The sequence below is a fragment of the Rhodanobacter sp. Root627 genome, from assembly GCF_001427835.1.
Taxonomy (GTDB): Bacteria; Pseudomonadota; Gammaproteobacteria; order Xanthomonadales; family Rhodanobacteraceae; genus Rhodanobacter; species Rhodanobacter ginsenosidimutans.
Genome location: NZ_LMGW01000004.1, coordinates 320,920 through 347,810, shown reverse-complemented (window position 1 = coordinate 347,810; position 26,891 = coordinate 320,920). Strand labels below are relative to the sequence as shown.

Annotated in this window: 19 protein-coding genes and 1 pseudogene; 15 read left to right on the top strand and 5 right to left on the bottom strand. The window is 66.2% G+C overall.

Going from position 1 to position 26,891, the window contains the following annotated elements; translation table 11 throughout:
* Positions 1–68: 68 nt before the first annotated feature.
* The gene (locus tag ASD68_RS16130; RefSeq protein WP_056608624.1) at positions 69–1,547 is read right to left on the bottom strand and encodes a GH1 family beta-glucosidase; all 1,479 of its coding nucleotides are present in this window, start codon (positions 1,545–1,547) and stop codon (positions 69–71) included.
* 109 nt (positions 1,548–1,656) lie between these two features.
* On the bottom strand, positions 1,657–3,228 hold the full coding sequence (locus ASD68_RS16125) for an alpha-L-arabinofuranosidase C-terminal domain-containing protein (protein ID WP_056608621.1): 1,572 nt from the start codon (positions 3,226–3,228) through the stop codon (positions 1,657–1,659).
* A 376-nt stretch (positions 3,229–3,604) separates the two neighbouring features.
* On the opposite strand from ASD68_RS16125, the gene ASD68_RS16120 reads away from it, so the two are divergent.
* The 7 genes from ASD68_RS16120 to ASD68_RS16090 all read left to right on the top strand — a co-directional run bounded on the left by ASD68_RS16120 (position 3,605) and on the right by ASD68_RS16090 (position 11,333).
* Positions 3,605–5,389, top strand: a complete 1,785-nt coding sequence (locus ASD68_RS16120) for a GGDEF domain-containing protein (protein WP_056608617.1) — start codon at positions 3,605–3,607, stop codon at positions 5,387–5,389.
* A 160-nt stretch (positions 5,390–5,549) separates the two neighbouring features.
* Positions 5,550–5,969 carry a hypothetical protein gene (locus ASD68_RS16115; RefSeq protein ID WP_056608614.1) on the top strand — a complete coding sequence of 140 codons (420 nt, stop codon included), beginning with the start codon at positions 5,550–5,552 and terminating at the stop codon, positions 5,967–5,969.
* Between the two features lie 253 nt (positions 5,970–6,222).
* A complete protein-coding gene (locus ASD68_RS16110; protein WP_056608610.1) occupies positions 6,223–6,825 on the top strand; it encodes an OmpA family protein in 603 nt (200 codons plus the stop codon).
* A gap of 334 nt (positions 6,826–7,159) precedes the next feature.
* On the top strand, positions 7,160–8,119 hold the full coding sequence (locus ASD68_RS16105; RefSeq protein WP_082546112.1) for a transglutaminase-like domain-containing protein: 960 nt from the start codon (positions 7,160–7,162) through the stop codon (positions 8,117–8,119).
* Between the two features lie 229 nt (positions 8,120–8,348).
* The gene (locus ASD68_RS16100) at positions 8,349–9,560 is read left to right on the top strand and encodes an MFS transporter (protein ID WP_007080386.1); all 1,212 of its coding nucleotides are present in this window, start codon (positions 8,349–8,351) and stop codon (positions 9,558–9,560) included.
* 270 nt (positions 9,561–9,830) lie between these two features.
* Complete coding sequence (locus ASD68_RS16095; RefSeq protein ID WP_056608604.1) at positions 9,831–10,943, top strand: GGDEF domain-containing protein; 1,113 nt, start codon at positions 9,831–9,833, stop codon at positions 10,941–10,943.
* Between the two features lie 75 nt (positions 10,944–11,018).
* Positions 11,019–11,333 (top strand): hypothetical protein, encoded by a 315-nt coding sequence (locus tag ASD68_RS16090; protein ID WP_156458444.1) that lies wholly within the window; start codon positions 11,019–11,021, stop codon positions 11,331–11,333.
* Positions 11,334–11,410: 77 nt separating this feature from the next.
* Here ASD68_RS16090 and ASD68_RS16085 read toward each other — a convergent pair whose 3' ends face one another.
* Positions 11,411–11,851 (bottom strand): CHRD domain-containing protein, encoded by a 441-nt coding sequence (locus ASD68_RS16085; protein ID WP_056608598.1) that lies wholly within the window; start codon positions 11,849–11,851, stop codon positions 11,411–11,413.
* Positions 11,852–12,047: 196 nt separating this feature from the next.
* On the opposite strand from ASD68_RS16085, the gene ASD68_RS16080 reads away from it, so the two are divergent.
* Both ASD68_RS16080 and ASD68_RS16075 read left to right on the top strand, forming a co-directional pair.
* Entirely contained in the window at positions 12,048–13,259 is a 1,212-nt protein-coding gene (locus tag ASD68_RS16080) for a M48 family metalloprotease (protein ID WP_007080382.1), read from the top strand.
* A 212-nt stretch (positions 13,260–13,471) separates the two neighbouring features.
* Positions 13,472–13,999 (top strand): DUF3016 domain-containing protein, encoded by a 528-nt coding sequence (locus ASD68_RS16075; RefSeq protein WP_056608595.1) that lies wholly within the window; start codon positions 13,472–13,474, stop codon positions 13,997–13,999.
* 7 nt (positions 14,000–14,006) lie between these two features.
* Here the strand turns inward: ASD68_RS16075 and ASD68_RS16070 are convergent, their stop codons facing one another.
* Positions 14,007–14,633 carry a trimeric intracellular cation channel family protein gene (locus ASD68_RS16070; RefSeq protein ID WP_007080380.1) on the bottom strand — a complete coding sequence of 209 codons (627 nt, stop codon included), beginning with the start codon at positions 14,631–14,633 and terminating at the stop codon, positions 14,007–14,009.
* A gap of 152 nt (positions 14,634–14,785) precedes the next feature.
* On the opposite strand from ASD68_RS16070, the gene ASD68_RS16065 reads away from it, so the two are divergent.
* Positions 14,786–15,712, top strand: a complete 927-nt coding sequence (locus tag ASD68_RS16065) for a M14 family metallocarboxypeptidase (protein ID WP_056608787.1) — start codon at positions 14,786–14,788, stop codon at positions 15,710–15,712.
* 53 nt (positions 15,713–15,765) lie between these two features.
* Here the strand turns inward: ASD68_RS16065 and ASD68_RS17155 are convergent.
* A pseudogene (locus tag ASD68_RS17155) lies at positions 15,766–15,921 on the bottom strand (HupB); the annotation flags it as partial.
* A 178-nt stretch (positions 15,922–16,099) separates the two neighbouring features.
* Here ASD68_RS17155 and ASD68_RS16055 point away from each other — a divergent pair.
* The 5 genes from ASD68_RS16055 to ASD68_RS16035 all read left to right on the top strand — a co-directional run bounded on the left by ASD68_RS16055 (position 16,100) and on the right by ASD68_RS16035 (position 26,841).
* A complete protein-coding gene (locus tag ASD68_RS16055) occupies positions 16,100–16,309 on the top strand; it encodes a hypothetical protein (RefSeq protein WP_056608593.1) in 210 nt (69 codons plus the stop codon).
* Positions 16,310–16,396: 87 nt separating this feature from the next.
* Entirely contained in the window at positions 16,397–17,689 is a 1,293-nt protein-coding gene (locus tag ASD68_RS16050) for a phospholipase D-like domain-containing protein (protein WP_056608590.1), read from the top strand.
* Between the two features lie 171 nt (positions 17,690–17,860).
* A complete protein-coding gene (locus ASD68_RS16045; RefSeq protein ID WP_056608588.1) occupies positions 17,861–19,483 on the top strand; it encodes a carboxylesterase family protein in 1,623 nt (540 codons plus the stop codon).
* A gap of 557 nt (positions 19,484–20,040) precedes the next feature.
* Positions 20,041–23,502 carry a LamG-like jellyroll fold domain-containing protein gene (locus ASD68_RS16040; protein ID WP_235578771.1) on the top strand — a complete coding sequence of 1,154 codons (3,462 nt, stop codon included), beginning with the start codon at positions 20,041–20,043 and terminating at the stop codon, positions 23,500–23,502.
* 153 nt (positions 23,503–23,655) lie between these two features.
* A complete protein-coding gene (locus tag ASD68_RS16035) occupies positions 23,656–26,841 on the top strand; it encodes a TonB-dependent receptor (protein ID WP_056608586.1) in 3,186 nt (1,061 codons plus the stop codon).
* Positions 26,842–26,891: the final 50 nt, after the last annotated feature.

Below are 26,891 nucleotides of genomic sequence, written 5' to 3'. Positions count from 1 at the left end.
CGCGTGTCAGGAACAGGCAACAGCAAGCGCCGTTGCCTTCGAGGCGATGCGTTATCGCCCGGACTTTGTCACACCACCCGGTTCTGCCGGATCACTTCCTTGTACCAGGCGGCGCTGAGTTTCGGGGTGCGCTTTTGCGTGGCGAAATCGACGTAGTGCAGGCCGAAGCGCTTGCCGTAGCCGTCCGCCCATTCGAAGTTGTCCAGCAGGCTCCACAGGAAATAGCCCTTCAGCGGATAGCCTTCGGCGACGGCGTGCTGGAACTGGCCGACGTAGTTGCGCAGGTACATGATGCGGTCGGCGTCGTCGATGTGGCCGTCGGTGACCGGGTCGTCGGCGGAGGCGCCGTTTTCGGTGATGTAGATCGCCTTGGGGTTCCACAGTTCGCTGGTCAGCCGCACGCCCCAGTAGGCGACTTCGGGGCCCACGACGAGCCACGGCGAGGCCATGCGCGGCGACGAGGGAAGGTGCGGAATGTATTTGTAGCCGGTGGGGCCGTCGTCGGCGCGCACCCATTCGGGCGCGTAGATATTGAGCCCCACGAAATCGAGCGGGCTGCTGATGATGGCCATGTCGCCGGGCTCTACCTTCGGTGCGGCGTCGCCTTCCTGTTTCAGGTATTCGTCGATGTAGCGGCCTTCCATGATTGCCGTCATGAACATCGCGTTGTTCTCGCGCGTGGCCTTTTTCGCGGCGGCGACGTGCTCGGGCGTGTCGAATGCGGGCAGGAAGAAGACGGTGTTGTCCGCCAGCCCCACCTGCGTGCCGGGCTTGCTGTGTGCGCGGATCGCCTGGACGGCCAGACCGTGGCCCAGGACGCCGTGATGGCGCACCTGGTTGACTTCGGCCGGCGGCAGTTTCAACCCCGGCGCCTTGATGCCCGAGCCGTAGCCCTGGTCGGTGAAGCAGCGCAGCTCGTTCACCGTCATGAAGTGATGGACGCGGTCGGATAACTGGCTGGCGACGAAGCCCGAATAATCGGCCAGCGCGTAGGCGGTGTCGCGGTTCTGCCAGCCGCCGGGCAGGGCGGCGGGAAGATCCCAGTGGAACATGGTGACGTGGGGCTCGATGCCCGCGGCCAGCAGCGCGTCGATCACCTTGTTGTAGTGATCCACGCCCTTCTGGTTGGGCTTGCCGCGCCCGTCGGGGAAGATGCGCGACCAGGCGATCGACAGGCGGTAGCTGCGCACGCCCAGATTTTTCAGCAGCGCGATGTCTTCGGGGTAGCGGTGGTAGCTGTCGCAGGCCACGTCGCCATTGTCGTTGTTGGCCACCTTGCCGGGCGTGTGGGAAAAGATGTCCCAGTTGGTCTTGCCGCGCCCGTCCTCGTCGACGGCACCCTCGATCTGGTAGGCCGCCGTGGCGCAGCCCCAGCGGAAGTCCTTGGGGAAGCTGTAATGGACCGGCTTGATTCGTGGCCGTGCCGATGAGGCCGCCGTGGCCTCGGCGGCCGATGCGGCGGCCAGGCCTTTTCCGAATGCCAGCGTGGAGGTGGCGGCGCCGGTGCCGAGTACCAGGCCCGTCCGCAAGAAATCCCGTCTTTTCATTGCTGTCCCTTCCTGTGAGTTTGCACGATAGGTAATGGCCGACACCGGCCGTAAAGACCGCATGATGCATCCGAACGGGGCCGCTCCGCGATGGAGCGGCCCCGCACGGTCACGGCTGCAGCGACACCACGGTCACCGACGCGGGCGGCAGGGTCAGCACGATGGCGCCGTTCTTCAGCGTGCCGCTGATCGGTTTGGGCGACACGGTGCGCGGATGATCGAAGGTGTTGACGCTGTCGACCTTCGGCGCGCTGAGGGTCTGGCCGTTTGCCGATGTCGCCTTGAAGCCAAGCGCGGCGGCGTCGACGTCCAGCGGATGGTTCGGGTCGAGGTTGGTCAGCGACAACCAGAGCTTGCCGTCCTTACCCCTGGCGGCGATGGCGTCGAGGCGCGGCAACGTGGTGTCGCCGTGCACGTAGGAGCCGGCGTCATAGCTGACGGGGATGAAGGTGGCGTCCTGGAACGGCACATACATCTTGAACACGTCGTAGGTGGGCGTCAGCACCATCTTCGGGCCGTCGGTGAGGATCATCGCCTGCAGCACGTTGATCATCTGGGCGATGTTGGCCATGCGCACGCGGTCGGCGTGGCGGGCGAAGATGTTGATGTTGAGGGCCGCCAGGATGGCGTCGCGCTGGCTGTTCTGCTGCATCAGGAAGGCGGGGTTGGTGCCCGGCGTCGGCGCCAGCCATGCGCCCCATTCGTCGACCACCAGCGCGATCTTTTTCTGCGGATCGTACTTGTCCATCACGGCCGATTGCTTGTCGATCAGCGGGCCCATTTTCAGGGTTTCCTTGATCACGTGCGCATAGGCCGATTCGTCGAAATTCGTGGACGGCATGTGCGGCGGCCAGCCGTCGTAGATCGTGTAGGAATGCAGCGACAGGCCTTGGATGTCGAACGACCAGCCGTGGCGTTCCTTCCAGGTTTTCATCACCGCTTCGGTCCAGGCGGTGTCGTCGGTGCCGGGGCCGACGGCGATTTTCAGCGACGGCTCCTTCGCGTTGTAGCTGCCCACGAAGCGGGCGTAGCGGCGCAGCTCGGCGGTGTACTCGTCCGGCGTCATCAGGCCGCCGCAGTCCCAGCTCTCATTGCCGATGCCCATCATGGCGACGCGGTAGGGCGCGGGGTGGCCGTTGGCGGCGCGCAGCTTGGCCAGCGTGGTGGGCTGGTCGGCGGTCATGTACTCCATCCAGTCCTGCGCCTCGGCCACGCTGCCGGAGCCGACGTTGAGCGAGATATAAGCCTCGGCGCCGACCTGCTGGGCGAAGTCCATGAACTCGTCTGTGCCGAACGCGTTGGAGTCGACCACGTTGCCCCAGGCCGTATTGACGCGCGTGGTGCGCTCGGGGCCGATGCCGTCACGCCAGTGGTAGCTGTCCGCATAGCAGCCGCCGGGCCAGCGCACGTTCGGCACCTTGATCGCCTTCAGCGCGGCCACGACGTCATTGCGGATGCCGCGCGTGTTGGGGATGGCGGAGTCCTTGCCCACCCAGATGCCGCCGTAGATGCCATGGCCGAGCTGTTCGGCGAACTGGCCGAAAAGGTGGCGATCGATGGTAGCGCCGGGCTTGCCGGCATCGACGGTGAGCCGGATCGCCCGGTCGGCGGCGTTCGCTGGCGCCGCGGCGGCGAAGGCGGTGGCCAGCGCGCACAGGCCGACGGTCATGAGATGACGCATGGGATGTCCCCTTGGGTAGTCGGTGGATGGTCGGGTGAGCAAGGACGGGAGCGCTGATCGCGGGTCAGGGTGTAGCGACGATTCCCGCTCCGCACCGGCGGCCGCCCGAACGGCTGAGCATGAAACAAAACACGGTGTCAGGCCAGTTCCCGCCGCCGCCGGCCCCACGGCGATGCGGCGTGCTGCGCTTTATGGCGACGGCTGGGTAAGATGGGCGACACAACCCGGGGTGCGGGGATGCATCGGGGCAGGGGCCGCATGAGGTCATCGAATCGGACCAGCGCAAGGAGACGTCGGATGGTCGTGGCCGGTGCGACGTTTCCGGTGGGCGGTCCGCGGGCACGGCGCGGGGATTCCGCCACACACCAGACGCCCCATGGCGCGTAATCCACCAGCCATCGCGTGGCGGCGACGCCTGGGCGTGTTCGGCCTGGCCATCGCTCTGCTTCTTTGCGGCACCGCGAGCCTGGCCGATGCGCCGGCGGTGGATCCGGCAACCTTGCTGGCGCAGGCCAAGGCGATACGCGCGAAGGATCACCCGCGCTTTCTGCAGATGCTGGACCAGCTCCACCGCCGCCAGGCGATGCTGTCGTCCGACCAGCAAGGACAACTGCGCCTGCTGGATGCGTGGGAGGCGCTGTTCGAGGGCCAGTATGCGAAGGCCGAGCCGTTGCTTCGCGAGGTCGTTGCCCACGGTGGCCTGGATCAGCAAAGTCTGGCCAACGGCATGTTGCTCAACATGCTGGCGATCCAGCACCGCTATGACGAGGCTTTTGCGCTGGCCGAGCAGTTGTCGGCCGTGTTGCCGCGGCTGCACGACCGCCACGCGACTTACGTGGTGCTGTCGCAACTGTCCCAGCTGATGGCTTCGGCCGAGCAGCCGGAGCCCGCGGCCGAGTATGCCCGGCAGATGGAGCAATTCACGCCGCCGGGCGAATCGCTCTGCCGGCCCTATGTCTACCTGTTCGGCGCCTTGAACGCCAAGGGCGACCTGCCGCCCACCGATCCGGTCTACCGCAAGACGATCGACACCTGTGTCGCGGCCGGCGAGCCGATCTACGCCAATACGGTGCAGCTGGATCTTGCCCGGCGGCAGGCGGACGTGGGCGATGCCGGCGCGGCGCTGGCTTTGCTCAAGCGCATAACGCCGGGTGTCATTGCGCAGAATTACCGCGCGCATGTCTATGTGCTTCGCAGCACGCTCGGTTACGCGTACTGGGTCAGCGGCGATGTGGTGTCGGCGAAACGGTGGGCGTTGGCGGCGCTGGCGATGGATGCCAAGGGCGATTTCGACGGGCTGTCGGAAAACGTCTATCGGGTGCTCTACGAAGTGGAGAACAAGGCCGGCGATTACCGCGCCGCACTGGACTATTACCGGCACTACAAGGACGTGGAGTTCCGCTCGGTCAACAACACCCAGGCCATCGCGCTGGCCTACCACGCCGTTCACCAGCAACTGGCCATCCACAAGTTGCAGGTGGCCGAGCTGGGCAAGCAGAACAGCCTGCTGGAGTTGCAGCAGGCGCTGGACCGCAAGGCGATGGAGGCCAGCCGGCTCTACCTGGCCTTGCTGCTGGTCGTGCTCGCCTCGATCGGCTTCTGGCTGATCCGGCTCAAGCGCTCGCAGCTGCGCTTCAAGAAGCTGGCGCGCCGCGACAGCCTCACCGGCATCCTCAACCACCAGCATTTCGTGTGGGAGGCCGAACAGGCATTGCGCTACGCGGAAAAATCCTCGCGCCACGTCTGCGTGGTGGTCATCGACCTGGATCACTTCAAGCGCATCAACGACACCTACGGGCACGCGGCGGGCGATGCCGTGCTGATCCGGATCGTGGCCCTGTGCCAGACCCATCTGCGCTCCATCGACGTGTTTGGACGGCTGGGCGGCGAGGAGTTTGGGCTGGTGCTGCCGGAGTGCTCGCTGGGCGATGCGATGGCGATCGTCGAGCGGATACGCGCGGCCATCGCCACCACCCTGTTCGACGAACAGATTGTCGAAGGCGCCATATCGGCCAGCTTCGGGCTGGCCTCCAGCGACGGCAACGGCTACGTGTTGCCGGCCCTGATGGCCAAGGCCGATGCGGCCCTGTACCAGGCCAAGCACCGCGGCCGAAACCGCATCGAGATGCACACCGAGCAGGCCGGCTTCGTCCCGGCATGAAGCGGCAGCGGAAAGCCGCCAACGCCATGAACGCTGCCGCATTTTGAAGTGCGTACACTTGCCGGGCGTCCTGCCCGCTGCCGTTTGCAAGCGACGAGTCTGATGGACGACCGCGGTCGGCCCGTGTTGGCCGGCGTGCATCCGGGGTTGGGGGAGCGTCATGGGTTTCGACAGAAAGTATCTGGTGTGGGCACTGGGTTATGCCGTGGTCGGCATGGGCGTGGGCATCTACATGGCCGCGTCGAAGAATCATGCGGAGTACGTGGCGCACGCGCACATCCTGTTGGTGGGTTTCGTGGTGTCGCTGGTATACGGGCTGATCCACCGGCTTTGGCTGCACCGGCCGCGCAGGGCCATTGCCCGGACGCAGTTCGTGCTGCATCAGGCCGCCACGGTGGTCCTGCTTGCCGGTCTGCTGCTGCTCTATGGCAATGCGGCGTCCGAAGCGGCGCTTGAGCCGTTTCTCGGTATCGGTGCCATCGGGGTTCTGCTGGCGATGCTGTTGATGATCTTCATGGTGATCAAATACGCGGCCGCCGCCGAGGTGGCCGTGCCGGGGCTTCTTCCCCCGGCCGCCTAGACGTCTCCAGCGGCTGCGCTGGATGGGCCATCAGCCCGGCGTGCATCTCGGACAAGGCGGGTGGAGCGGTGTTTTTGCCGGTCCGGCACGGCCAATGCGCATTTTCGGGCCCGGTTCAGGATTTGCCGATCGCGGCTCCCCGAGTCAGGCAATGTAAATATTTCCGCGGCGTGGCGATGCTAGGTTGGACGACGCCCGAGCCGATGGCTGCGTCTGTGTCTGAAGTCACCGGCTCCTTACCCGAGGAGAAGCCATGATCAACTCGACGATGCGAAAGGTGTCCGTTCCGCTGTTTATTGCGGCCGTGGCGCTGGGTGGCTGCACCCACTACGTGAAACAGGCGGACTTCGATTCGGCAATCGCCGAGTTGCGAGCCAACGATCAGAAGCAACAGCAACAGCTGGATTCGCTGACCCAGGAAATGCAGCAGCGGTTCGCGAAATACGACGCCCAGATCGTCCAGATGGGCGGCCGGGTACGGGTCGATACCGCGGCGCACTTTGCGTTCAACGACGCCACCGTGCGCGATCAGGACAAACCCTTGCTGGATGATTTCGCCAAGGTCATCAGTAGTCATTATCCCGGCGCGACCGTCACCGTCGAAGGCTTTGCCGACCCCGCTGGCTCCAAAAGCTACAACCATCGCCTGGGCGAGCAACGCGCGAAGGCGGTGCGTGACTACCTGGTAGGCACCGGCCTGTCAGCCGACCAGTTGCGTGCGGTGAGCTATGGCGAGGACAGCAACCGCCAGGTGGATCGCGGCCAGTCGCGCGATGCGGGCGCCTCCAACCGCCGTGTCACCCTGGTGGTGGATTTTGCCGGCAGCGCCAGTAACGCGCAGGCCAGCGCCGGCTGATTGCAGGCAGGTCATCTGTGACATCCCGACAGGGGCGGGGCGCGCTTTTCCGGAAGTCGCGCGCCGCCCCTGCTTTTTTGCCGCCCAGGTCATGTTGCGCTGGCGTGTCGATCTGCTGGTCCGGCGGGCTGGATGGCCCGGTTTTCGGCGGCTGCCGGCCCGTTCGTGGCAGCACTAGCCAACGCCATCGAAAGGGTTAGACTGACCCCAGTAACCATTCCCGCCCCTCCCCAGGCGTGGAGGTTTCGACATGGTCATTCTGGCGTACGCAGCGTTGCTTGCTGTTGCCTCGACTGTTGCCTCGACTGCGCCGGTAACGCCGGTGTTGCCCCCCATGCCGCGCCCCGAACAGGTCATGGCGCTGCCGCCCGAGCTGCGCACGCAGTTGCAGGCGCAGGTGATTGACGGGGGCGGCTCGCGGCGATCACGACTGGAGCGGCTGGCGGGTTTCCTGTTCAAGAAGACCGGCCTGGGCATGGAGTACGCGGTCGACGCCACGTATACCGTCGAACAGGCGTATCGCACGCGCAAGGCCAACTGCCTCACCTTCACCCTGCTGACCGTGGCGCTGGCGCGCGAAGCGGGCCTTGATGCCTATGGGCAGGAACTTGTCGACGTCGTGTCGTGGCGCGCGGAGCGGGACATCGTCTACGGCTTCAACCACGTAAACGCGGGAATCCTGATCGGTCAGTCGCACTACACGATCGATGTGGCGCGGGATCTGCTTGTGGCGCGCAGCCCGCCCCAGCGGATTACCGACAAGCACCTGCTGGCGCTGTACTACAACAACCGTGCCGCCGAGCTGCTGGTGGGCGCCTCGCCCGCCGTGGCCGATCCGTACATGGCGATGGCGTTGCAACTGGCCCCGCATTATCCCAGCGCCTGGGCCAACGCGGGCGTGTTGAGCCTGCGCAAGGGCGACCGCGCAACCGCCGAACGCGACTACCTGAAGGCGCTGGCACTGGATCCGGAAAACTCGAGCGCACTGGTCAACCTGGTGACGCTTTACCGGGACGGCGGCGAGGAGGCGAAACGCGCCACCTACGCACGGCGGCTGGAGAAGATCCAGGCGAAGGACCCCTACTTCGCGTTCGTGCAGGCCGAGGGCGCGGCGAGGGAGGGGGATTACGAGGCGGCCGCGCAGCACTACCGCCAGGCCATCCGCCTGTACGACAAGGAGCCCCGCTTCTTCACCGGGTTGGCCCATGCCTATCAGCAGCTGGGCAAGGAGCGCGCGGCCGAATCGGCCCTGAATCGCGCCGCCACGCTCGGCCGCAGCACGGCGGGCAACTAGGCTCCGGCGCGCCCGGGGCGTCCGCCAAAAGTTCAGTCCCGGTTGCCGCGCGGCGGCCTAAGCTGTGCGGACGAAACCCGTATGCCGACGCCGCCCAGGCCGTTGCGGCCTGTCCTGTAAGGTAGGGGTGGGCCGGATCATCCGGCTGCCTCTGCTCCCCTTTTCCGCGTCGCCGTCGAAAGCCTGCCATGGGCGGTACAGCGCGCACTGCCCATCGCCTGCCTACCTCATGCTGTCCACCATCCGCACCGCGACACCGCTGCTGCTGAGTACCGTCTTCCTGCTGATGGGAGTCGGCCTGCTGCACACGCATATTGCGCTGGAGGGGCGCGCGCTGGGGTTTTCCGTGGCCATGATCGGCGTGCTGACGTCGGCCTATTACGCCGGGTTCCTGCTTGGCACCTACACCATCCCGCGGCTGACGCATCGCATCGGCCACATCCGCACGTTTGCGTTCTGCACATCGCTGGTGGCGGTGGTGGTGCTGGTGCAGGCGCTCGATCCGGTCTACGGCGTGTGGCTGGTGCTGCGCGTGCTGCAGGGCCTGCTGCTGGTCGGCTTGTACGCGATCATCGAAAGCTGGCTCAACGCGGTGGCCGAGCCGGCACATCGCGGCTCGGTGTTCGCGGTCTACATGATGGTGAACCTGGCGGCCAGCGCCACCGCGCAGCAGCTTTTGCGCATCCCGGGCGAGGGCTTCGTGCTGTTCTGTGTCGTCGCCATCCTGTTCTGTGCCGCCAGCCTGCCGGTGGTGCTGACCACCCAGCCGCAACCCCAGCTGCGTTCGATGCCCAAGGTGCAGGTCAGGCGCCTGTTCCGGCTGGCGCCCACGGCGCTGGTCAGTGCATTCATTTCCGGACTGGTGCTCGGCGCGTTCTGGGGTTTGCTGCCGTTGTACGCCGCTGCGCGTGGGCTGGGGGCGGGTGACATCGGCACTTACATGAGCGCGGCGATTGCCGGCGGCGTGGTGCTGCAATGGCCGCTGGGGCGCTTTTCCGACCGCATCGACCGCCGCCTCGCGCTGTCGCTGATCAGCGTCGTCGCGGCGCTGGCGGCGGTGGTCAACCTGTTGCTGCCGGCGGCCGGCGGGGCGGTGGCGATGGTGGTGATCTTCGTCTTTGGCGGCATGAGTTTCACCCTGTATCCGATCGCCGTGGCGCACCTGGTCGATTACCTGCACCGCGACGAATTGCTGTCGGCCTCCAGCACCGTGCTGCTGGTCAACGGCGTCGGCTCGGCGGTGGGGCCGCTGCTGGCCGGCGCGCTGATGTATCTGCTGCGGCCGGAGCTGCTGTTCGTGTGGTTCGCGGTACTCGACGGCGCACTGGCCGCCTACGCGCTGTACCGCTTCACCCGCCGCAAGCGCGAGGTGACCCCGGACGACAATTTCGTGCCGCTGGTGAACACCACGCCGACCGCGCTGGACCCGCGCGCGCCCTGATTTCCCGCCTTGCGCGGTCGATGTGGCGCAGGCCCACGCTGCACCGTTCCGCCGCGCGCCAGGCAGGGATGCGCGGCGCGCAAGCTGTTTTTTTTCGCGGCCGGAAGGCATGCTTCGCCCGTGGCTGTGGTCGCCATCGGGCGGCGTCGCCATCGACTTGGCAACGGGGGACACCAGGATGACCGAAGTCGCGCCGCACTTGTCAGTCCCCCGCGACTGTCGGCGATCGACGATGCATGGCCCTTCCGCATGCCGTGCGAACGTATCCCGATGCCACTGAATATCGACGCTGCCGCGCCGCCCCCGAACGGCGAGCGCCGGCCGGAACCTTACGCCGGCCGGGAGCGCAAGCGCGTCGTGATGCTGGCGATTTTCAGCCTGGCCTGGATCAGCACGGTGCTGGCCTGGACGCTGATGGCGTTGGGCGGCATCTCCTCACCGGCGCTGCGCGACGTGTTTGTGGCGAACCTCGTCTTTCACCCGTTGATGTTTGCGGCGGTCAGCGGGCGGATGCTGCCCGAGCGGGTGGTCGAGATGATGTGCCTGCTGTTTGCCACCGGCATCTGCGCGGCCTGCATGGTGCTGCGGCTGTACTTCCCCTCCTACGGCGGCCGCATTGACCTGGAGCCGCTGTATCTGTGGATTCCGGTGATCTATGTGTTCGCCTTCATCGTGGCCGGGCACAAGTCCAGCCTGCGCATTTCGCTGGGGATCATGGCGCTGTTCCTGGTGATCAGCCTGCCTTACCTGCTGCAGTCGCCGTCGCCGCGGTCCGCCAACTTCACCATCCAGTTGCACATGGTTTCGGCGGTGCTGGTGGCGGCGCTGTATTTCTTCTCCAGCTACCAGCAGCGCCTGCAGGTGGCGCAGTTGACGATGGACGAACTGGCGACGCTGTCGCACACCGACGAACTGACCCGATTGCCCAACCGGCGACGGATCTCGCAGGTGGTTGGCTACGAACTCGCCCGCTTCGAGCGCTACGGCAGCGGCTTCGCGCTGATCATGATCGACATCGACCACTTCAAGGACGTGAATGACCGCTTCGGTCATCCGGTGGGCGATCGGGCCCTGAAGGCGCTGGCGTTGCGCGCACGGCAGGCCTTGCGCGATGGCGACACGCTGGGTCGCTGGGGTGGCGAGGAGTTCGTGATCGTGCTGCCCGAGGCGGGGCTCGACGACGCCCTGCGCAAGGCCCATGCGCTGTGCGCGCACGTGGCACGCGCGCCGTTGATCGATGACCTGCCCATCACCATCAGTTGCGGCGTGGCCAGCGTCACGCCGGCCGATACGGCCGAAAGCCTGTTCCATCGTGCCGATGCGGCGCTGTATACCGCCAAGCAGCACGGCCGCAACCGGGCGGAAAGTGCCGCGCCGGCCTGATCGGGCGGGCGGCGCAAGCATGAAGAACGGTCCGGCTCGCCAGTCGGACGTGGGTACCGGGTCAGGGGAGTGGCGATGTCGATCGGATGGACTTTGCTGGGTACGTTCGGGCAGCTGATGCTGGCCTTCTACCTGTTCATGCTGGTCGCCTTTTCCGCCGGCGGCCTGGTCAATGGCGGCAATTTTCGACGGGCGCAGACAAGGCTGCTGGACCTGTCGTTGTTTGTGCTGCCCGGCACGTGTGCGTTGAGCGCGGTGATCGTGCTGTTTCTGCACTGGCACGGCGCTGACGGGAGGTCGTACGCCTGGTATGCGTTGCCACTGGGCGCGACGGCGCTGTACCTGATCTACTTCCGCATCCTGGTCCATCAGTCGCGCGGCGGTCGGTGAAGCGGGGCGAATCGGCAGGCGACTCGCCCCGTTGCCACATACGGGATGCTCGCGGCGTGTCGATCCGCCGTGGTGCGCTACATCCCCGCTGATTCGTCGACCTTCATCTGCGCGCGCGCCTCGCCCTTCGGGTGCGCCTTGGTGTGCAGGTTCACGTACGTCGCGCCGTCGAGCATGGCCGACTGGGTTGCGGCGTCAATGGTCACCGTATGGCTCATGCCGGTCTTGTACGGGCCGGGGATGAGTTTCATCACGCCGGCTTCCACGCCGGGTTTGGCCGGCCCATGGAAGTGCGCGATGGTGACGGGGCCGCTGAGGCCGCTGTAGTCGATGGTGTATTTGAGCTGGTGTGTGGTGGTGTCGAGGGTGGCCGCCACATGCCCCGAGGGCTGGCCGGCGGCGCCGTGCTCACCGGCGAAATCGCCGCTGAGGGAAACGTCCTTGGCCGTGGCGGCGGTGGAGAAGACGAGCATGGCGGCGATGGCCAGCGGTGCGAGTTTGAACAGGGACTTTTGCATGGTGGAATCCTCCGGGTGGGTGGCGCGGGTGTCCGGGCGGCAGCTGGATCGAAACGCCGGGCAGCCGGACCAACGGCGAGTGTGGTCCGCCCCGCGTGCAGGCCGTGGCAAGGTTTCGGGCAATGCCCCCTTATTGCTGCGGGTTAGGTAGACTTCGATGGCGCGTCGGGGATGCGCCAAAACAGGGGAAAATCAGGTGAACGAACTCGTCTACAGGAACGAGGCGACGTTGCGCGTCATTGCGCTCGTGTTGTCCGTTGTCATCTGGCTGGTGCTGATACTCGGCACCTTTGGTATCGCGCTGCTGTATCTGCTGGCGTTCGCGCTGTTTGCGCTGGTCGCCCATTCCGCCCTGATAGCGCATCTGCGGGGCAATGCCATTCCCATCAACGCGCGCCAGTTCCCGGACCTGCATGCGCGCCTGCAGCAGTGCGCGGCGAAACTGGGGATGTCGGTGCCCGAGGCCTATCTGGTCAACGGCAACGGCGTGTTGAATGCGTTCGCGACGAAATTCCTCGGCCGCAGTTTCGTGGTGTTGCTGTCGGACGTGGTCGACAGCATGGAGGATCGGCCCGACGCGCTGAATTTCTACATCGGGCACGAGCTGGGCCACTTGCGCCAGAACCACCAGACCTGGTCGACGGTGCTGGCCCCCGCGCTGTTCCTGCCACTGATCGGCGCGGCCTACTCGCGGGCGCGCGAGTACACCTGCGATCGCCATGGCCTCGCCGTTTGTGACCATCCGGAGGATGCGCAATACGGTCTGGTCGCGCTGGCGGCGGGCAAGCGGCGCTGGCGTTCGGTGAATCTGGCCGAATACAGCGCGAGCGCCGCGCCTTCACCGGGTTTCTGGATGTCGTTGCATGAACTGGCTGGCGACTATCCGTGGTTGAACAAGCGCCATGCGTGGTTGCACGCGCTGCCCGACCGACGCCAACCCGTGCTGGGTCGGCGCAATCCATTCGCCTGGCTGATCTGCCTGTTCATGCCGCGTGTGCCGGGGCTGGGTATCGGTGGCGGCGTGTTCGTGGTCGCCTACATCGGCATCCTGGCCGCCATCGCGCTACCCGCCTACCGGGACTATACGGGCCGTGTGGCGTCACGCACGGCGATGACGGACAGTGCGCCGTATCGCGATGCCGTGGCACGGTACGGCGCGAGCCACCAGCAGTGGCCCGCGTCGATGGAAGAGATGAACATGCCCCCGTTCGTGGGCAACCAGAGCACCGCGACGATTACTCTGGGTGAGAACGGCGTATTGGCGGTCGGGTTCGCCAAGCCACCGCTGCAGGGTCACGTATTGCAACTCACGCCCTACGTGACCGAGGGCGCCTTGCATTGGTCCTGCGCGGGTGATGTCCCCGCCAAACTGCTGCCGCTGGAATGCCGCGACCAGACGCAGCGGTAGCCATCCGAGGCAAGTGGCCGGTCCTGCCCCTGGTGGGTGGGCCGGTCCCCTGGCGAGCAGGCGGGCCGCGGAGGATGCGCCTGCGTCCAAGGTGTTTGGCGACGGTGCGGATTCATCGGGCATGCGGGGAACGGACGTATACTGACCGGGCCCGGCCGCGCCTCAGCGCTTTCCCCGCCGGACGCTGTGTTGACCCGATTCGGGAGACCGCCATGAAATTTTTCCCCGCGCCACTGCTCAGTGCCCTTGCCGTGCTGACGCTTGCCTGCGCCAGCGTGCGTGCGGCGCCGCCACCGCCGCCGCCACCGACCAACGTCACCGTCCACTACACCGACCCGAAGCTGTTCACCGAGACGAAGCGCAGCGCGTTCGCGCATCCGATCGATGCCAATGGTTACCTGAACCCGCTCAAGGATTACATCGCCCAGCGCGCGTCGCGCATCCTGGCGCCGGGCCAGCGGCTGGACATCACGGTGACGGACGTGGACCTGGCCGGCGAATACGAGCCCTGGCACGGGCCGAATTTGAGCAATATCCGCATCATCAAGAGCCGCTATCCGCCGCGGATCGATCTGGATTTCACGCTGTATGGCGCCGACGGCAAGGTGCTGCGCCAGGGCAGCCGCATTCTGCGCGACATGTCCTTCATGGACCACGCCGGCATCAGCGACAACGACTCGCTGCGCTACGAAAGGCCGATGATCGACCGCTGGCTGCGCCAGGGCCCCGACAAGCTCTGAGATATCGTCAGGCGTCCGGATCGCGCCCGAACCGCGGCAGGTTCCAGTGGCGGTGCAGGGACAGGAAACGCAGCGAAAAGCAGAACAGGATCGGCAACCACGTCGCCCACACCGGCGGCCAGCCCAGGCGCTCGCCGATGACCGTCATGGCGGCGCCGGCCAGCGCCGCCAGTGCGTAGATCTCCTTCTGCAACACGATCGACACGCGGGTCAGCAGCACGTCGCGCGCCATGCCCCCACCGATCGCGGTGACCATGCCCAGCAGCACCGCCACCTCCGCGTTGTGGCCGAACAGCAGCGCCTTGTGCGCGCCGTACACCGCGAACAGGCCCAGGCCCATCGCGTCGAACAGGCGCACGGGGTAGGTCAGCCGTTCCACCCACGGATACGCGGCGATGGTGAACAGCGCGGCGATCACCGCGGTGAGCAGGTAGCGCCAGTCGGACAGGCCGGCCGGCGGGATCGCGCCGATCATCACGTCGCGCGCAATGCCGCCACCGCAGGCGGTGATGTAGGCGATGGCGAGGATGCCGAACAGGTCGAGCTGGCAGCGTCGCGCCGCGGTGGCGCCGCTGATCGCGAAGGCGAACGTGCCGGCCAGATCCACTACGTTGAAAAGCAGTTGTTCGTTCATGCCGGTTCCATCACCCGCGCCGCGCGGCGATTCCCGTCGAACAATCTAGCCCATCCGGCGACGCGAAGAGCATGGTGCCGCGCCGCCACGTTGACCCGGCGGTTCCGCACCCGGTGCTACAGTGCGTGGCTTTCCACGCCGGGAGCATGCGCATGACGACAAGCCAGTCAACCTATCCCATCGGCACGCCCGGCCGTCCGTGGGGCGAGGCGGAAGTGGCGACCTGGCAGTCGCGCCAGCGCGTCCAGCGCAGCTACCGGGACGATGTGCTCGATGCCGTCGACGCGCTGCGTTCGCGTTTCGACGTGATCCCCTACGGCCAGCTGGATTACCCGCCGGACAGCTACCCGCTGCTGGCCATCCGCAGCCGCGACTGGCGCGAGGCGTTGCCCTGCGTGCTGGTGACCGGCGGCGTGCACGGTTACGAGACCAGTGGCGTGCACGGCGCGCTGCAATTCGCCGACCGGCACGCGGCGGATTACGCGGGCAAGGCCAACCTGATGGTGGTGCCGTGCGTCAGCCCCTGGGGCTACGAGCGGATTCATCGATGGAACATGCGGGCGCTCGATCCCAACCGCTCGTTTCGCGACAACAGCCCGGCGCAGGAGTCGGCGGCGCTGATGCGCCTGGTGGCGCCGTTCCGCGATCGCGTGCTGGTGCACGTCGACCTGCACGAAACCACGGACACGGACGAGTCGGAATTCCGCCCCGCGCTGGCCGCCCGCGATGGCGTGGCGTACGTGCCCGGCGAAATCCCCGATGGCTTCTATCTGGTGGATGACAGCGAGCATCCGCAGCCGGCGTTTCAGCAGGCCATCATCGACGCCGTGGCCAAGGTGACCCACATCGCACCGGCCGATGCCCGCGGCGAGATCATCGGCTCGCCCGTGGTGGGGCCGGGTGTGATCGCCTATGCGTTGAAGGCGCTGGGCCTGTGCGCCGGCATCACCGATGCGCCTTACAAGACCACCACCGAGGTCTACCCCGACAGCCCGCGCGCGACGCCCGAACAATGCAACGCCGCGCAGGTGGCGGCGGTATGCGCGGCGATCGACTACGCGTTGCAGCACGAGCGCTGAGCCGCCGATCCATCGGGGCGAAGGCGGCGCGGCGGATCAGGATTTGCGGATCAGGATTTCTTGCCGCCGCCGTCCTGCTTGTTCACCGTCGCCCAGGCGATGCGCTCGGCGGTCTTCTCCGACTTGCCTTCCTTCTTCTCGCTCTTCTCGATGTGCGACGCCTGCCGCTTCTGCTTGTCGGTGTAGGAGGATTTGTCACCTTTCGACATGACACGCTCCGTTGACGGGTGGGCGTTCACCGTATCGGGCGCCGAGTTAACGGGTAGTCGTGGATCGGCTGCAACGGCGTGAACAAAAACCGCTGTATCTGCAGGCCTCTTCTTCACGTTGCCTGCCACGGGCCTGTGGCATTGATGTGCCTTCACCATCGAGTTGCGAGGTCACCCCATGAGCCAGGTCCAGCAGGAACGTACCTTCGAGGACAGCGGCAAATCCTTCGCGGCGATTTTGAACAGGCAGGACGACGGGTTGTTCAGCGCCACCGTGAGGCTCCCCGACGGCTCGCTGCGCACGGTGCCGGCGGAGCACTTTGCCAGCGAGGACGAAGCCATGGAGGCGGCGCAATCCTTTGCGCACGAGTTGGTTGGTTCCTGCTAGATCCACACCTTCAGCGGCGGCAGTCGTCGCGGAGGGGCAGGAAATGGCGCGCCGTCTACAGCGATGAACACACCGGGGAAGGGCACGATGGCCGTGGCGGTTCGGTGGCGACGACACCTTCTCTGGATGCTGATCGGCGCGCTGGGGGCGGTGCTGACCGGCATCATCCTGCTCAACGTCTGGCCGCAGGAAAACCAGCTGGAGCAGCGGTTGGGCCATGTGAGTGCGGTGGAAAGCGCGCAGTTCCGGCGCGAGCTCGGCACGCTGCTGGGGCCAAGCGTCAGCGTGGGCAACGCGGTGGCGGATTTCCAGAACGGCGAGGAAATCTTTCCCGCGATGCTGGCGGCGATCCGTAGTGCCCGCCACAGCATCAACATGGAAACCTATATCTACTGGTCGGGCGAGGTCTCGAAACGGTTCATCGCGGCCTTGACCGAACGCGCGCGGGCCGGCGTGAAAGTGCATGTGCTGGCCGACTGGCTTGGCTCCACCCGCATGAAACAGGACGCCATCGATGCACTGCGCGACGGTGGCGTGCGCTTCGAGTATTTCCATCCGCTGCACTGGTACTCGCTCGACCGCATCAACAACCGCACCCACCGCAAGCTGCTGATCGTGGATGGCGAAGTGGCGTTCAACGGCGGCGTGGGCATCGCCGATGCGTGGGAGGGCAACGGCCTGCAACCGGATCGCTGGCGCGACATGCAGTTCCGGGTGGATGGGCCGGCCGCGGCGCAGATGCAGGCCATCTTCGGGGACAACTGGCTGGCCACCACCGGTGAAGCCTTGCTGGGTCCGGACTACTACCCCGAAACACCGGCGCGGGGCGACCTGGCGGTGCAGGCGTTCGCCAGTTCGCCCGAGGGCGGCAGCGAGAACATGCAGCTGATGTACCTGATGGCGATCAACGGTGCCCGCCGCCGCATCGATCTGGAGGCGGCCTATTTCGTGCCCGACGAACTTACCCTCACCGCACTGCGCGATGCGCTGAAGCGTGGCGTGCGCGTGCGGCTGGTGGTGCCCGGCCCGCATGTGGACAGCACGATCGTGCGCAACGCCTCGCAGGCGCAATGGGGCGCGATGCTGCAGGCCGGCGCGCGCATCTACCGTTACCAGCCCGCCTTGTTCCACAACAAGCTGATGATCGTGGACGGCTACCTCACCATCGGCGGCTCGGCCAATTTCGACAACCGCTCGTTCCAGCTCAACGACGAATCCAACATCAACATCTACGACCACGCCTTCGCCGCGCACATGACCGAGGTGATCGACCAGGACATCGCGCGTTCGCACGAGCTGACGCTGGCGCAATGGCGTGAACGGCCCTGGCGCCAGCGCGTGTTCGACTGGCTGTCGTCGCAAGCCGCCGAGCAACTGTAGGCCTGTGGGAGCGACTTCAGTCGCGATGCCTTTCACGCCGCGATGAAGATCGTAAACACCGGCGCTGACGTCCCTCCCGTAGTGGCGTTCGCCGCGCATTTCCATGGAAAACGCTACCGTCCACACCAGAATGTTTTACGCTGCCGGGACTCTCCATCAGGATCCCCGCCGATGAAACTCTCTCCCGTATGGCGCCACCCGCTGCACCGTGGCGCCGCTGCCGTGGCGATGATGATGCTGGCCTGCACGGCGCTCCCCGCCGGCGCGACGGCACCCACCGTGTCGTTGACGGCGGGCACTATTGCCGGCAACAGCAGCACCGAGGGCGACGTCGCCCTGCACGAGTTCCACGGCATTCCCTACGCCGCGCCGCCGGTGGGCGCGTTGCGCTGGAAGCCGCCGCAGCCGGTGGCGCCGTGGTCGGGCGTGCGCAAGGCGCAGCGCTTCGGGCCGCGCTGCATGCAGCGTCCCATCTTCAGCGACATGGTGTTTCGCAGCGACGGCGTCAGCGAGGATTGCCTTTACCTCAACGTGTGGGCGCCGGCGCAAGCGACCGGGAACAAGCTGCCGGTGCTGGTGTATTTCTACGGCGGCGGCTACGTGGCGGGCGATGCGTCGGAGCCGCGCTACGACGGTGCCAGCATGGCCGCGCAGGGCATCGTCACGGTGACGGTGAACTACCGGTTGGGCGTGTTCGGCTTCCTGGCCTTGCCTGCGCTCGCCGCCGAATCGCCGCAGCACGCGGCCGGCAACTACGGCTTGCTGGATCAGAACGCGGCGCTGCACTGGGTGCGGCAGAACATCGCCCGCTTCGGCGGCGATCCCGCGAAGATCACCATCGGTGGCGAGTCGGCCGGCTCCATGTCGGTGAGCGCGTTGATGGCCTCGCCCTTGTCCAGGGAGGTGATCGCCGGTGCCATCGGCGAGAGTGGCGCGCTGGTCGCACCGCTGGCGCCGCTGTCGCTGGCCGTGGCGCAACAGCGCGGCGAGAAGTTCATGGCGCAGGTGGGCGCCGATTCGCTGGCGGCGTTGCGCGCCATGCCCGCCGATGCCTTGCTGCAGGCCACGGCGGACAAGTCCACGCCCCGGTTCGCACCCGATGTGGACGGCTATTTCCTCACCGAGTCGCCAGCGGCCACCTTCGCGCGCGGCGCACAGGCCGCCGTGCCGCTGCTGCTGGGCAGCAATTCGCAGGAAGGTTCGTATGTCGGCCTGCTCGATGGAAAGGCCCCCGCGCCCGCCAACTACCGCGCCGCGCTCGAGCGCCTGTTCGGCGCGCAGGCACCGCGTGCGCTGGCGCTGTATCCGGGCAATGACGAGGAGGCAGTCAAGCGCTCGGGCACCGCGCTGGCGGGCGACATGTTCATCGCGCACAGCACCTGGCGCTGGATGGAACTGGCCCGCCACACCGGCAATGCACCGGTGTATTTCTATTACTACGACCAGCCGCGACCGGCCAAGCGGCATCCCGCGGCGGGCGAAACCGCCGATGCCGGTGCGGTGCACAGCGCCGAGATCGAGTACGCGCTGGGCAACCTCGACGGCAATCCCGTCTATGCGTGGACGACGGATGACCGCGAGACGTCGCGCATGCTGCAAGGCTACTTCGCGCAGTTCATCAAGCACGGCAACCCGAACGGCGAGGGCCTGCCGGAGTGGCCCGCAGCGACCGAATCCGCCGGTGGACTGCTGCGCCAGACCATCGATGCGCATCCGCACAGCGCCGCGGACAACGGTGCGGCGCGACAGGCATTCCTGCAGCAGTTCTATGCCAGCCAGCCCGGCGCGCTCTGAGGCAAGGCCGCGCGATGTGGCTCTGGTCGTGATTCCCGCCTGACCCGCTTCGTTGCTGGAAGCGGCCCGCGGGATGACGGCTCGCCAGGATTCCCAACGGTTCCGCGCGTGCCAGCTTCCTCCCCGTTTGGGGGCAAGGTGCCCGCGGGGCGGAAGAGGGCGTTCTTGCCCGAATCCCGACAAAACGGACTGGCGTCCTGCTCTCCAGGAGTGCCCGTTAAGGATTTGGCCGTCTGAATCGTCAAGGCGGCGTGCCCCGCTGATTTTCCTCGCCGTCAGCCGTGGCGGAACCGCCTGATTTCCGACTTCCCGACCACTGCGCTTCAGCGAGTTGACTTCACTATATCGGGCGGGTAACGTTACCAAGCTCCCGCGATTCGTGACTCGAATGTAGGAGCCGCTTCCATCGCGTTCCCTTCCGCGGAACGCGTGAGGTCGATGGGGAAGCGTCAGCCGAATGCGTCACGCAGCTCGTCAACACGCCGAGGATCCGGGGAGGATCTGGAATGCTGAACAGAGAGACCGGGAACGCATTTCGCGTTGCACGCGCCATCGTCATGGCCGCCGTCTTGTGGATGGTCGTGCCGGTGGTTTCCGCTGCCGTCCACGGCCCCTGGAATGCGCAGGTCCTGCAAGGTGGCGTCGGGCTCGATGCGCCGATGCCCGATCACGCCACGGTGCTCGACGCGAAGGCCGACTGGAGCGCCCATTCCTGGGTGTATCCGGCGCAGGTGTCGCAAGAAAAAGTATTGCTGGCCGGTTTCGGCGATCCCGCCGGGGCGGCGCGCTACTTCCTGATCGATCACGGTCGGCTGGGATTCTGGTGGGGAAACGCGTCGACCGTGTCATCGCCGGCTGCCTTGAGTGCGGGGCACTGGCATTTCATCGCGGCCGTCTCCAACGCCGACGGTTTCTCGTTGTACCTGGACGGCAAACGGGTGGCGTCCACGACGGCACCGCGGGTCGCGGTTGCCGCGAAGATGGTCATCGCGCCCGTCGCGCCATGGCCCGATGCGGACCACTTCGGTGGCAAGGTGGCCGGTTTCACCGTGCAGGATGGCGCTCTCGACAGCCGCCAGCTGGCGGCCATGGCCAAGCGGCCGCCCGATCCGCAGCTGACCCGGTATGCCGACGCCTCGCCATACTGGCCGGTGCAGGTCAAACAGATGGCCGGGCAGGTGGAGCCGCAGCCGCCAGCGACCTTGCCGGTGAGTCGCGCGCCGTTTTCCGCGCCTTCCGAAAAAGCGCCGGGCGATCGCATGGCCCTGAAGCCCGACGGCGCGCGGCAGTGGGAGCTGGGACGCTGGCAGCTCGCTTCCGCCACGGAACTCGACGGCGCAAAAGGCACCGCCATTTCGCTGCCGGGTTACGCGGCCGGCAAGCCATGGATGAAGGCGACGGTGCCGGGCACCGTGCTGACTACCCTGATCGACCGCGGCGTCTATCCCGACCCGGCGTACGGCCTCAACAACATGGCCATCCCCGAGTCGCTGCATCAGCACGACTGGTGGTATCGCACCACGTTCGCCCTGCCAGCCGGGCTTGCCGGCCAGCCGTTGCGGCTGACGTTCGACGGCATCAACTACGCCGCCGAAGTGTGGGTCAACGGGCAGCGCGCGGGGCAGGTCGTGGGCGCCTTCATCCGCGGGCAGTTCGATGTCACGGGCTTGCTGAAGCCCGGTCAGGACAATGCGATCGCGGTGCGTGTGTCGCCGCCGCCGAATCCCGGCGTGGCGCACGAACAATCAATCAGCGCCGGCGCCGGCCCCAACGGCGGCATGGAGGCGCTGGATGGCCCCACCTTCATCGCCAACGAAGGTTGGGACTGGATCCCGGCGATCCGCGATCGCGATACCGGCCTGTGGCAGAAAGTGGTGCTGAGCGCAGCCGGCCCGGTGCGGATAGGCGATACCCACGTCGTTACCCGCCTGCCGGATGCGGATCATCACCAGGCGGAAATCGACGTCGACGTACCGCTGGAAAATGCCGGCGCCACACCCATCCAGGGGCAACTGCGGATCGCCTTTGGCGACGTCAGCGTGGACAAGGCGGTGACCGTGGCGCCCGGCGGCACGACGGTAAAACTGCGCCCCGCCGAGTTCCCGGCGCTGCGGGTGCAGCACCCGCACCTGTGGTGGCCGAACGGCTACGGCGAGCCGTACCTGTACGACATGAAGGTCAGTTTCGCGACGGACGGAAAGACGTCCGATCAATCGCAGTTCCAGTTCGGCATCCGCCAGATCAGCTACGAGCTTTCGCTGTTCGACCGGCAAGGCAGTTTGCGTCGGGTGCTGGTGACGCCGGACATGACGAGCGCTCCGGGCGAACGCCTGGTCGACGTCACCCACAAGGGCATCCGCGAGACGCCGGACGCGTGGGCCTATTCCCTGTTGCCGGCGGCGGAACATTCGCCGGCGGTGACCGAGCTGACCGACAAGCGGCTGGCGCCGTACCTGATTCTCCGCGTCAACGGCGTGCGCATCGCGGTGAAAGGCGGCAGCTGGGGCACCGACGATTTCCTCAAGCGCATCTCGCGCGAACGGTTGGAGCCGTACTTCAAGCTGCAACGCGACGCCCACATCAACGTGGTGCGCAACTGGGTGGGGCAGAGTACCGAGCCGGTGTTCTACGAGCTGGCCGACAAGTACGGCCTGCTGGTATTCAACGATTTCTGGCAGTCCACCCAGGACTACAACCTGGAGCCGCAGGACGATGCGCTGTTCCTGCGCAACGCCGCCGACACCATCAAGCGCTACCGCAACCACCCCAGCGTCGCGCTGTGGTTTGGCCGCAACGAGGGTGTGCCGCAGCCGTTGCTGAATCAACGGCTGGACAAGTTGATCGCGGACCTCGACGGCACCCGGCTGTACATGCCCAGCTCCAATCGCATCAATCTGTGGAACAGCGGCCCGTACAGCTACCAGCCGCCGGCGGCGTACTTCACCACGCTGGCCAAGGGCTTTGCGGTCGAGGTGGGCACGCCGTCGTTTCCCACGCTGGAGTCGTTCGAGGCGATGATGCCCGCGGCCGATCGCTGGCCGATCAGCGACAGCTGGGCGTATCACGACTGGCATCAATCCGGTAACGGCGACGTGGGCAGCTTCATGGCCGCCATGCGCACCGAGTTTGGCGAGGCCACCAGCCTGGCGGACTTCGAGCGCAAGGCGCAGATGATGAACTACGTCAGCTACCGGGCGATCTTCGAGGGCCTGAACGCGGGCCTGTGGACGCAGAACAGCGGCCGGCTGTTGTGGATGAGCCACCCGGCCTGGCCCAGCACCACCTGGCAGATCTACAGCAGCGACTACGACACCCAGGCGTCCTACTACGGCGTCAAGGAAGCGTCCGAGCCGGTGCACGTGCAGATGAACCTGCCCGATCACCGCATCGTGGTGGTCAACAACACCGCCGCGCCGCTGCACGGCCTGACCGTGTCCGCGCACGTCTTTGCGCCCGATGGGGAAGGGCATCGCGAGCTGGCCACCGGCTCCGCCACGCTGGATGCCCCGGCCGTCGCGGTCACGCCGGTGACGATGGCGACGGCCGACATCGGCCGCTTGTCGAGCGAGCACGACCTGGTGTTCGTGCAACTGCAACTGCATGACGCCGGCGGCAAGCTGGTGTCGCGCAATTTCTACTGGGTGGCGCACGAGCCGGCCGACCTGCGGAAGCTTGGCGATTTGCCCCAGGTGGGACTGGACGTCCGGGCGCAACGCGACGCGGGCGGCATCCGTGTGGCGGTTCACAACCCGTCGCCGCAAGCGGCGCTCAGCACCAGGTTGACCCTGGTCGATGCACACGGCCAGCGCGTACTGCCGGCTTACTACAGCGGCAACTATCTCAACCTCGCGCCCGGCGAGACCCGTGAGATCAGCATAACCGGCGATGACCCGCCCGCGCTGGATGGCGCGGCCAAGGTGGAAGTGCGCGGATGGAACGTGCACGAGCAATCGGTGCCACTGCAAGCACGAAAGCCCACCATCCCGGCACCACACGCGCCGCAAGCCAGCGGCCCATAAGCCATGCATGCCGTCGCCCGACCGGGCGGCGGTGCGTGAAGGCGTGAGCGACCTTCGCTGCGCCGATGGGGAAGTCAGCACTTGATTAGGTAGCGTTACCACAATAACAAGGCCCGACAACAGGATGCGGCTCAAACCGCGGAGGAGAGAGAAATGACCCGTTTCAATTACCGCAATTTCCCGATGAAACCCCTGGTGGTGGCGGTTGCCGCCAGCCTTTCCCTTGGATGCTCGGCAGCGGTGTGGGCGGCGCCCGCCAATGGCGTTGCAGCATCCACGCCAGCGCAGCAATCCACACCGGATCAGAGCACACCGGATCAGAGCAGCGATACCACTGCCAAAAGCGGCGACGAACGCCGCGCCACGCGACTCCAGGCCGTGGTGGTGAGCGCGGGCATCCGCGCCTCCGAGCAGCGCTCGGTGGAATTGAAGCGCAACGCCACCTCGATCCAGGACAGCATTTCCGCCGTGGACATCGGCAAGCTGCCCGACGTGACGATCGCCGACTCGCTGCAACGCATCACCGGCGTGCAGATCAACCGTTCCGGCGGCGAAGGCAGCTCGGTCAACGTGCGCGGCCTGCCGCAGGTGGGCACCACGCTGAACGGCGAATCGTTCCTCACCGCCGGTTCGATCGTGTCGGTGCAACCCAACTTCACCGACATTCCCTCGCAGCTGTTTTCCGGTGCCGACGTGATCAAGTCGCCCACCGCCAGCCTGCTGAGCAGTGGCATCACCGGCACGATCAATCTGCGCACGCGCCGTCCGTGGGATCTGGAATCGGGCTGGACAGTCGCCGGTGCCGCGGACGGTTCGCATGGCTCCAAGGTGGACAAGTGGAACCCGGAGGCCAACGGCCTGATCGGCTTCAACGACGAGGGTAAATGGGGCGTGCTGCTTTCGGCCGCCTATTCCGATGACACCCTGGAGAACTCCACCGACGGCATGGACCAGTACGGCGGCAAGTTCTACGGCGAGAATGCGGCCAGCGCGACCGACGGCAGCGGCTTCCTCGGCGGCTTCAACACCGCGCCGATTCCCTCGGCCATCCATCAGCTGGGTGGCGGCAATGTCGACGTCAACGGCAACGGCAACGCCGGCGATGCGTTCTATGGCAGCCAGAATTTCACCGCCATCGACCGCCAGCTCGAGCGCAAGCGGCTGGGCATCAACGCGTCGGCACAAGCCGACCTGGGTGCGGGTTTCACCCTCACCAGCGACGCGTTCTTCACCCGCCAGAAGCAGTTCAACCGGCAGACCGGCTACCAGCTCAACTCGGCCAGCTGGATGGGCGGCACGTTCGTGCCCGTGGTTGCGCGCGATACCGGCAAAACGATCCAGGGCGCGTACAACGGCGACGAAGGCTGGAACCAGCAGCTGTACACCACGCAGGTGTACCAGAAGTGGCTCGGCGACCTGGAGACCTATTCCGAGAACGACGTCACCAACACCATCTCCCGCAACTTCAACCTGCAGCTGGATTACGACAACGGCGGCAATTTCACCGGCAGCGTCCGCGGCATCACGGCCAGCGCGCATGAAACGCTGATGCAGAGCTACGTGCAGTTCGCCGACGCCGATGGCACGGCGTGGCCCAACGATCCGGTTGATGCGGCGCCGCCGGGTACCTTCATCTATCCGGGCAGCAACCGCGTGTTCAACCCGAACGGCTTCGCGCCCAACGTGGTGCCGGTCACCGTCGACATGCGTGGCGACCATCTCGCGATCACGCTGCCGCAGGCATTGCAGACCTACCTGTCCGATCCGAACAACTACGCGTTGAAGACGGTGTCCAGCGAAGGCAACCATGAGCGCGAAAGCAACATGAACATCCTGCGCGCCGACGGTCACTATCGCTTCAATGACTCCGGCTTCAAGCTCGACTTCGGCATACGCAGCAGCATCCGTTCGGCGTCGAACATCAACTTCAACATGGTGGCACCGGTCTATGCCGGTAACGGTGCCAGCGACCCGAATGGTTGCCTGGTGCGCTGGAAGGCCGCCGACGTGGTGTTGAATGGCGGCGGCATCGACGGCGCCTGCACCGCGGGCAACGCGCAGGGCTTCTACCGTGCCGGCGTCATTTCCGCGCAGAACCCCAGCCAGCTGCCCGGGATCATCGGCAACAACATGCGCCACGACAACGGCCTGGCCGGCGTCAGCGGCGTGAGCATCTACAACCTCGATCCCAAGGCGATGGACAACCCGCTCGCGTTCCAGGAAGCGCTGTATCCGGGCGAGCAGCGCAACGTCGATCCGGGCGGTACCTGGGCCGTGCGCCTGAAGGAACGCACCGCCTACCTGCAAGCCGATTTCGACAGCGACGGCGAAGTACCGATCAGCGGCAACCTGGGCCTGCGGATGGTGCGCACCACGCTGGACGTCACCCAGCATGCGGTGGGCGACGCCGCGCCGTACGGCCTGCTGGCCGCGGACAACGGCACCATCCGCAGCTCGCGCACGTATACCGACTACCTGCCGGCGTTGAACCTGGCGTTCGATTTCACGCCGGAACTCAAGCTGCGCCTGGCGTACTCGAAAAACATGATGCCGTTGAACCTCGACCAGTGGGGCGGTGGCCTGACCCTGAACTACGGCATCGACACCTCCACGCCCGGTTCCACGCTGTTCCGCGTGCTGGGCGGGAACTCCTCCGGCAACCCGAACCTCGACCCGTGGCGCTCGTCGAACTACGACGCCTCGCTCGAGTACTACATGAGCCCGTCGACCATGGTCAGCGTGGCCGCGTTCTACATCGACGTGGACAGCTTCATCAACAACGGCAGCGTGCAGAACTGCGCCTTGCCCGACCAGGATGGCACGGTGCGCAACCACTGCGTGTCGATCAACGGGCCGGTGCAGGGCGGCGGCAACTGGCTGCACGGCTTCGAGTTCGGCCTGAAGCAGGACTTCAAGTTCCTGCCTGGCATCTGGTCGAACTTCGGTGTCGGTGCCAACTTCACCTTCTCGCCCAGCAACACGGGCACCGACCTGGCCGGCAACGAGATCCCGTTCCAGGACAACTCCAAGAAGCAGGCCAACCTGGTCGTCTGGTATCAGGACGACAGGTTCGAGGCACGGGTGGCGGGCAACTACCGCTCCAAGCGCGCCGTGTCGCAGAACTTCGGCGGCATCCAGGGCATGGAGGAGTACCAGGCGCCCACGTTCTACGTCGACGCCTCGGTCAGCTACAAGGTGACGCCGAACGTCGAGGTGTACGCGCAAGGCTCCAACCTGACCAACGAGCATGAGCGCTACTACCTGGTGTGGCCCGACCAGGTGGCCAACACCACGCAGTTCGAGCGTCGCGTGATGCTGGGTGTGCGTGCGCACTTCTGAGTGAAGTGAAGGCGGGTGCGCCGGGAGTTGCCACAACGACTTTCCGGCGC

Bases quoted from the DNA above. Each gene is read 5' to 3' on its own strand.
- ASD68_RS16130 (WP_056608624.1), bottom strand. From the start codon at position 1,547: ATGAAAAGACGGGATTTCTTGCGGACGGGCCTGGTACTCGGCACCGGC.
- ASD68_RS16125 (WP_056608621.1), bottom strand. From the start codon at position 3,228: ATGCGTCATCTCATGACCGTCGGCCTGTGCGCGCTGGCCACCGCCTTC.
- ASD68_RS16120 (WP_056608617.1), top strand. From the start codon at position 3,605: ATGGCGCGTAATCCACCAGCCATCGCGTGGCGGCGACGCCTGGGCGTG.
- ASD68_RS16115 (WP_056608614.1), top strand. From the start codon at position 5,550: ATGGGTTTCGACAGAAAGTATCTGGTGTGGGCACTGGGTTATGCCGTG.
- ASD68_RS16110 (WP_056608610.1), top strand. From the start codon at position 6,223: ATGATCAACTCGACGATGCGAAAGGTGTCCGTTCCGCTGTTTATTGCG.
- ASD68_RS16105 (WP_082546112.1), top strand. From the start codon at position 7,160: ATGCCGCGCCCCGAACAGGTCATGGCGCTGCCGCCCGAGCTGCGCACG.
- ASD68_RS16100 (WP_007080386.1), top strand. From the start codon at position 8,349: ATGCTGTCCACCATCCGCACCGCGACACCGCTGCTGCTGAGTACCGTC.
- ASD68_RS16095 (WP_056608604.1), top strand. From the start codon at position 9,831: ATGCCACTGAATATCGACGCTGCCGCGCCGCCCCCGAACGGCGAGCGC.
- ASD68_RS16090 (WP_156458444.1), top strand. From the start codon at position 11,019: ATGTCGATCGGATGGACTTTGCTGGGTACGTTCGGGCAGCTGATGCTG.
- ASD68_RS16085 (WP_056608598.1), bottom strand. From the start codon at position 11,851: ATGCAAAAGTCCCTGTTCAAACTCGCACCGCTGGCCATCGCCGCCATG.
- ASD68_RS16075 (WP_056608595.1), top strand. From the start codon at position 13,472: ATGAAATTTTTCCCCGCGCCACTGCTCAGTGCCCTTGCCGTGCTGACG.
- ASD68_RS16070 (WP_007080380.1), bottom strand. From the start codon at position 14,633: ATGAACGAACAACTGCTTTTCAACGTAGTGGATCTGGCCGGCACGTTC.
- ASD68_RS16065 (WP_056608787.1), top strand. From the start codon at position 14,786: ATGACGACAAGCCAGTCAACCTATCCCATCGGCACGCCCGGCCGTCCG.
- ASD68_RS16055 (WP_056608593.1), top strand. From the start codon at position 16,100: ATGAGCCAGGTCCAGCAGGAACGTACCTTCGAGGACAGCGGCAAATCC.
- ASD68_RS16050 (WP_056608590.1), top strand. From the start codon at position 16,397: ATGGCCGTGGCGGTTCGGTGGCGACGACACCTTCTCTGGATGCTGATC.
- ASD68_RS16045 (WP_056608588.1), top strand. From the start codon at position 17,861: ATGAAACTCTCTCCCGTATGGCGCCACCCGCTGCACCGTGGCGCCGCT.
- ASD68_RS16040 (WP_235578771.1), top strand. From the start codon at position 20,041: ATGGCCGCCGTCTTGTGGATGGTCGTGCCGGTGGTTTCCGCTGCCGTC.
- ASD68_RS16035 (WP_056608586.1), top strand. From the start codon at position 23,656: ATGACCCGTTTCAATTACCGCAATTTCCCGATGAAACCCCTGGTGGTG.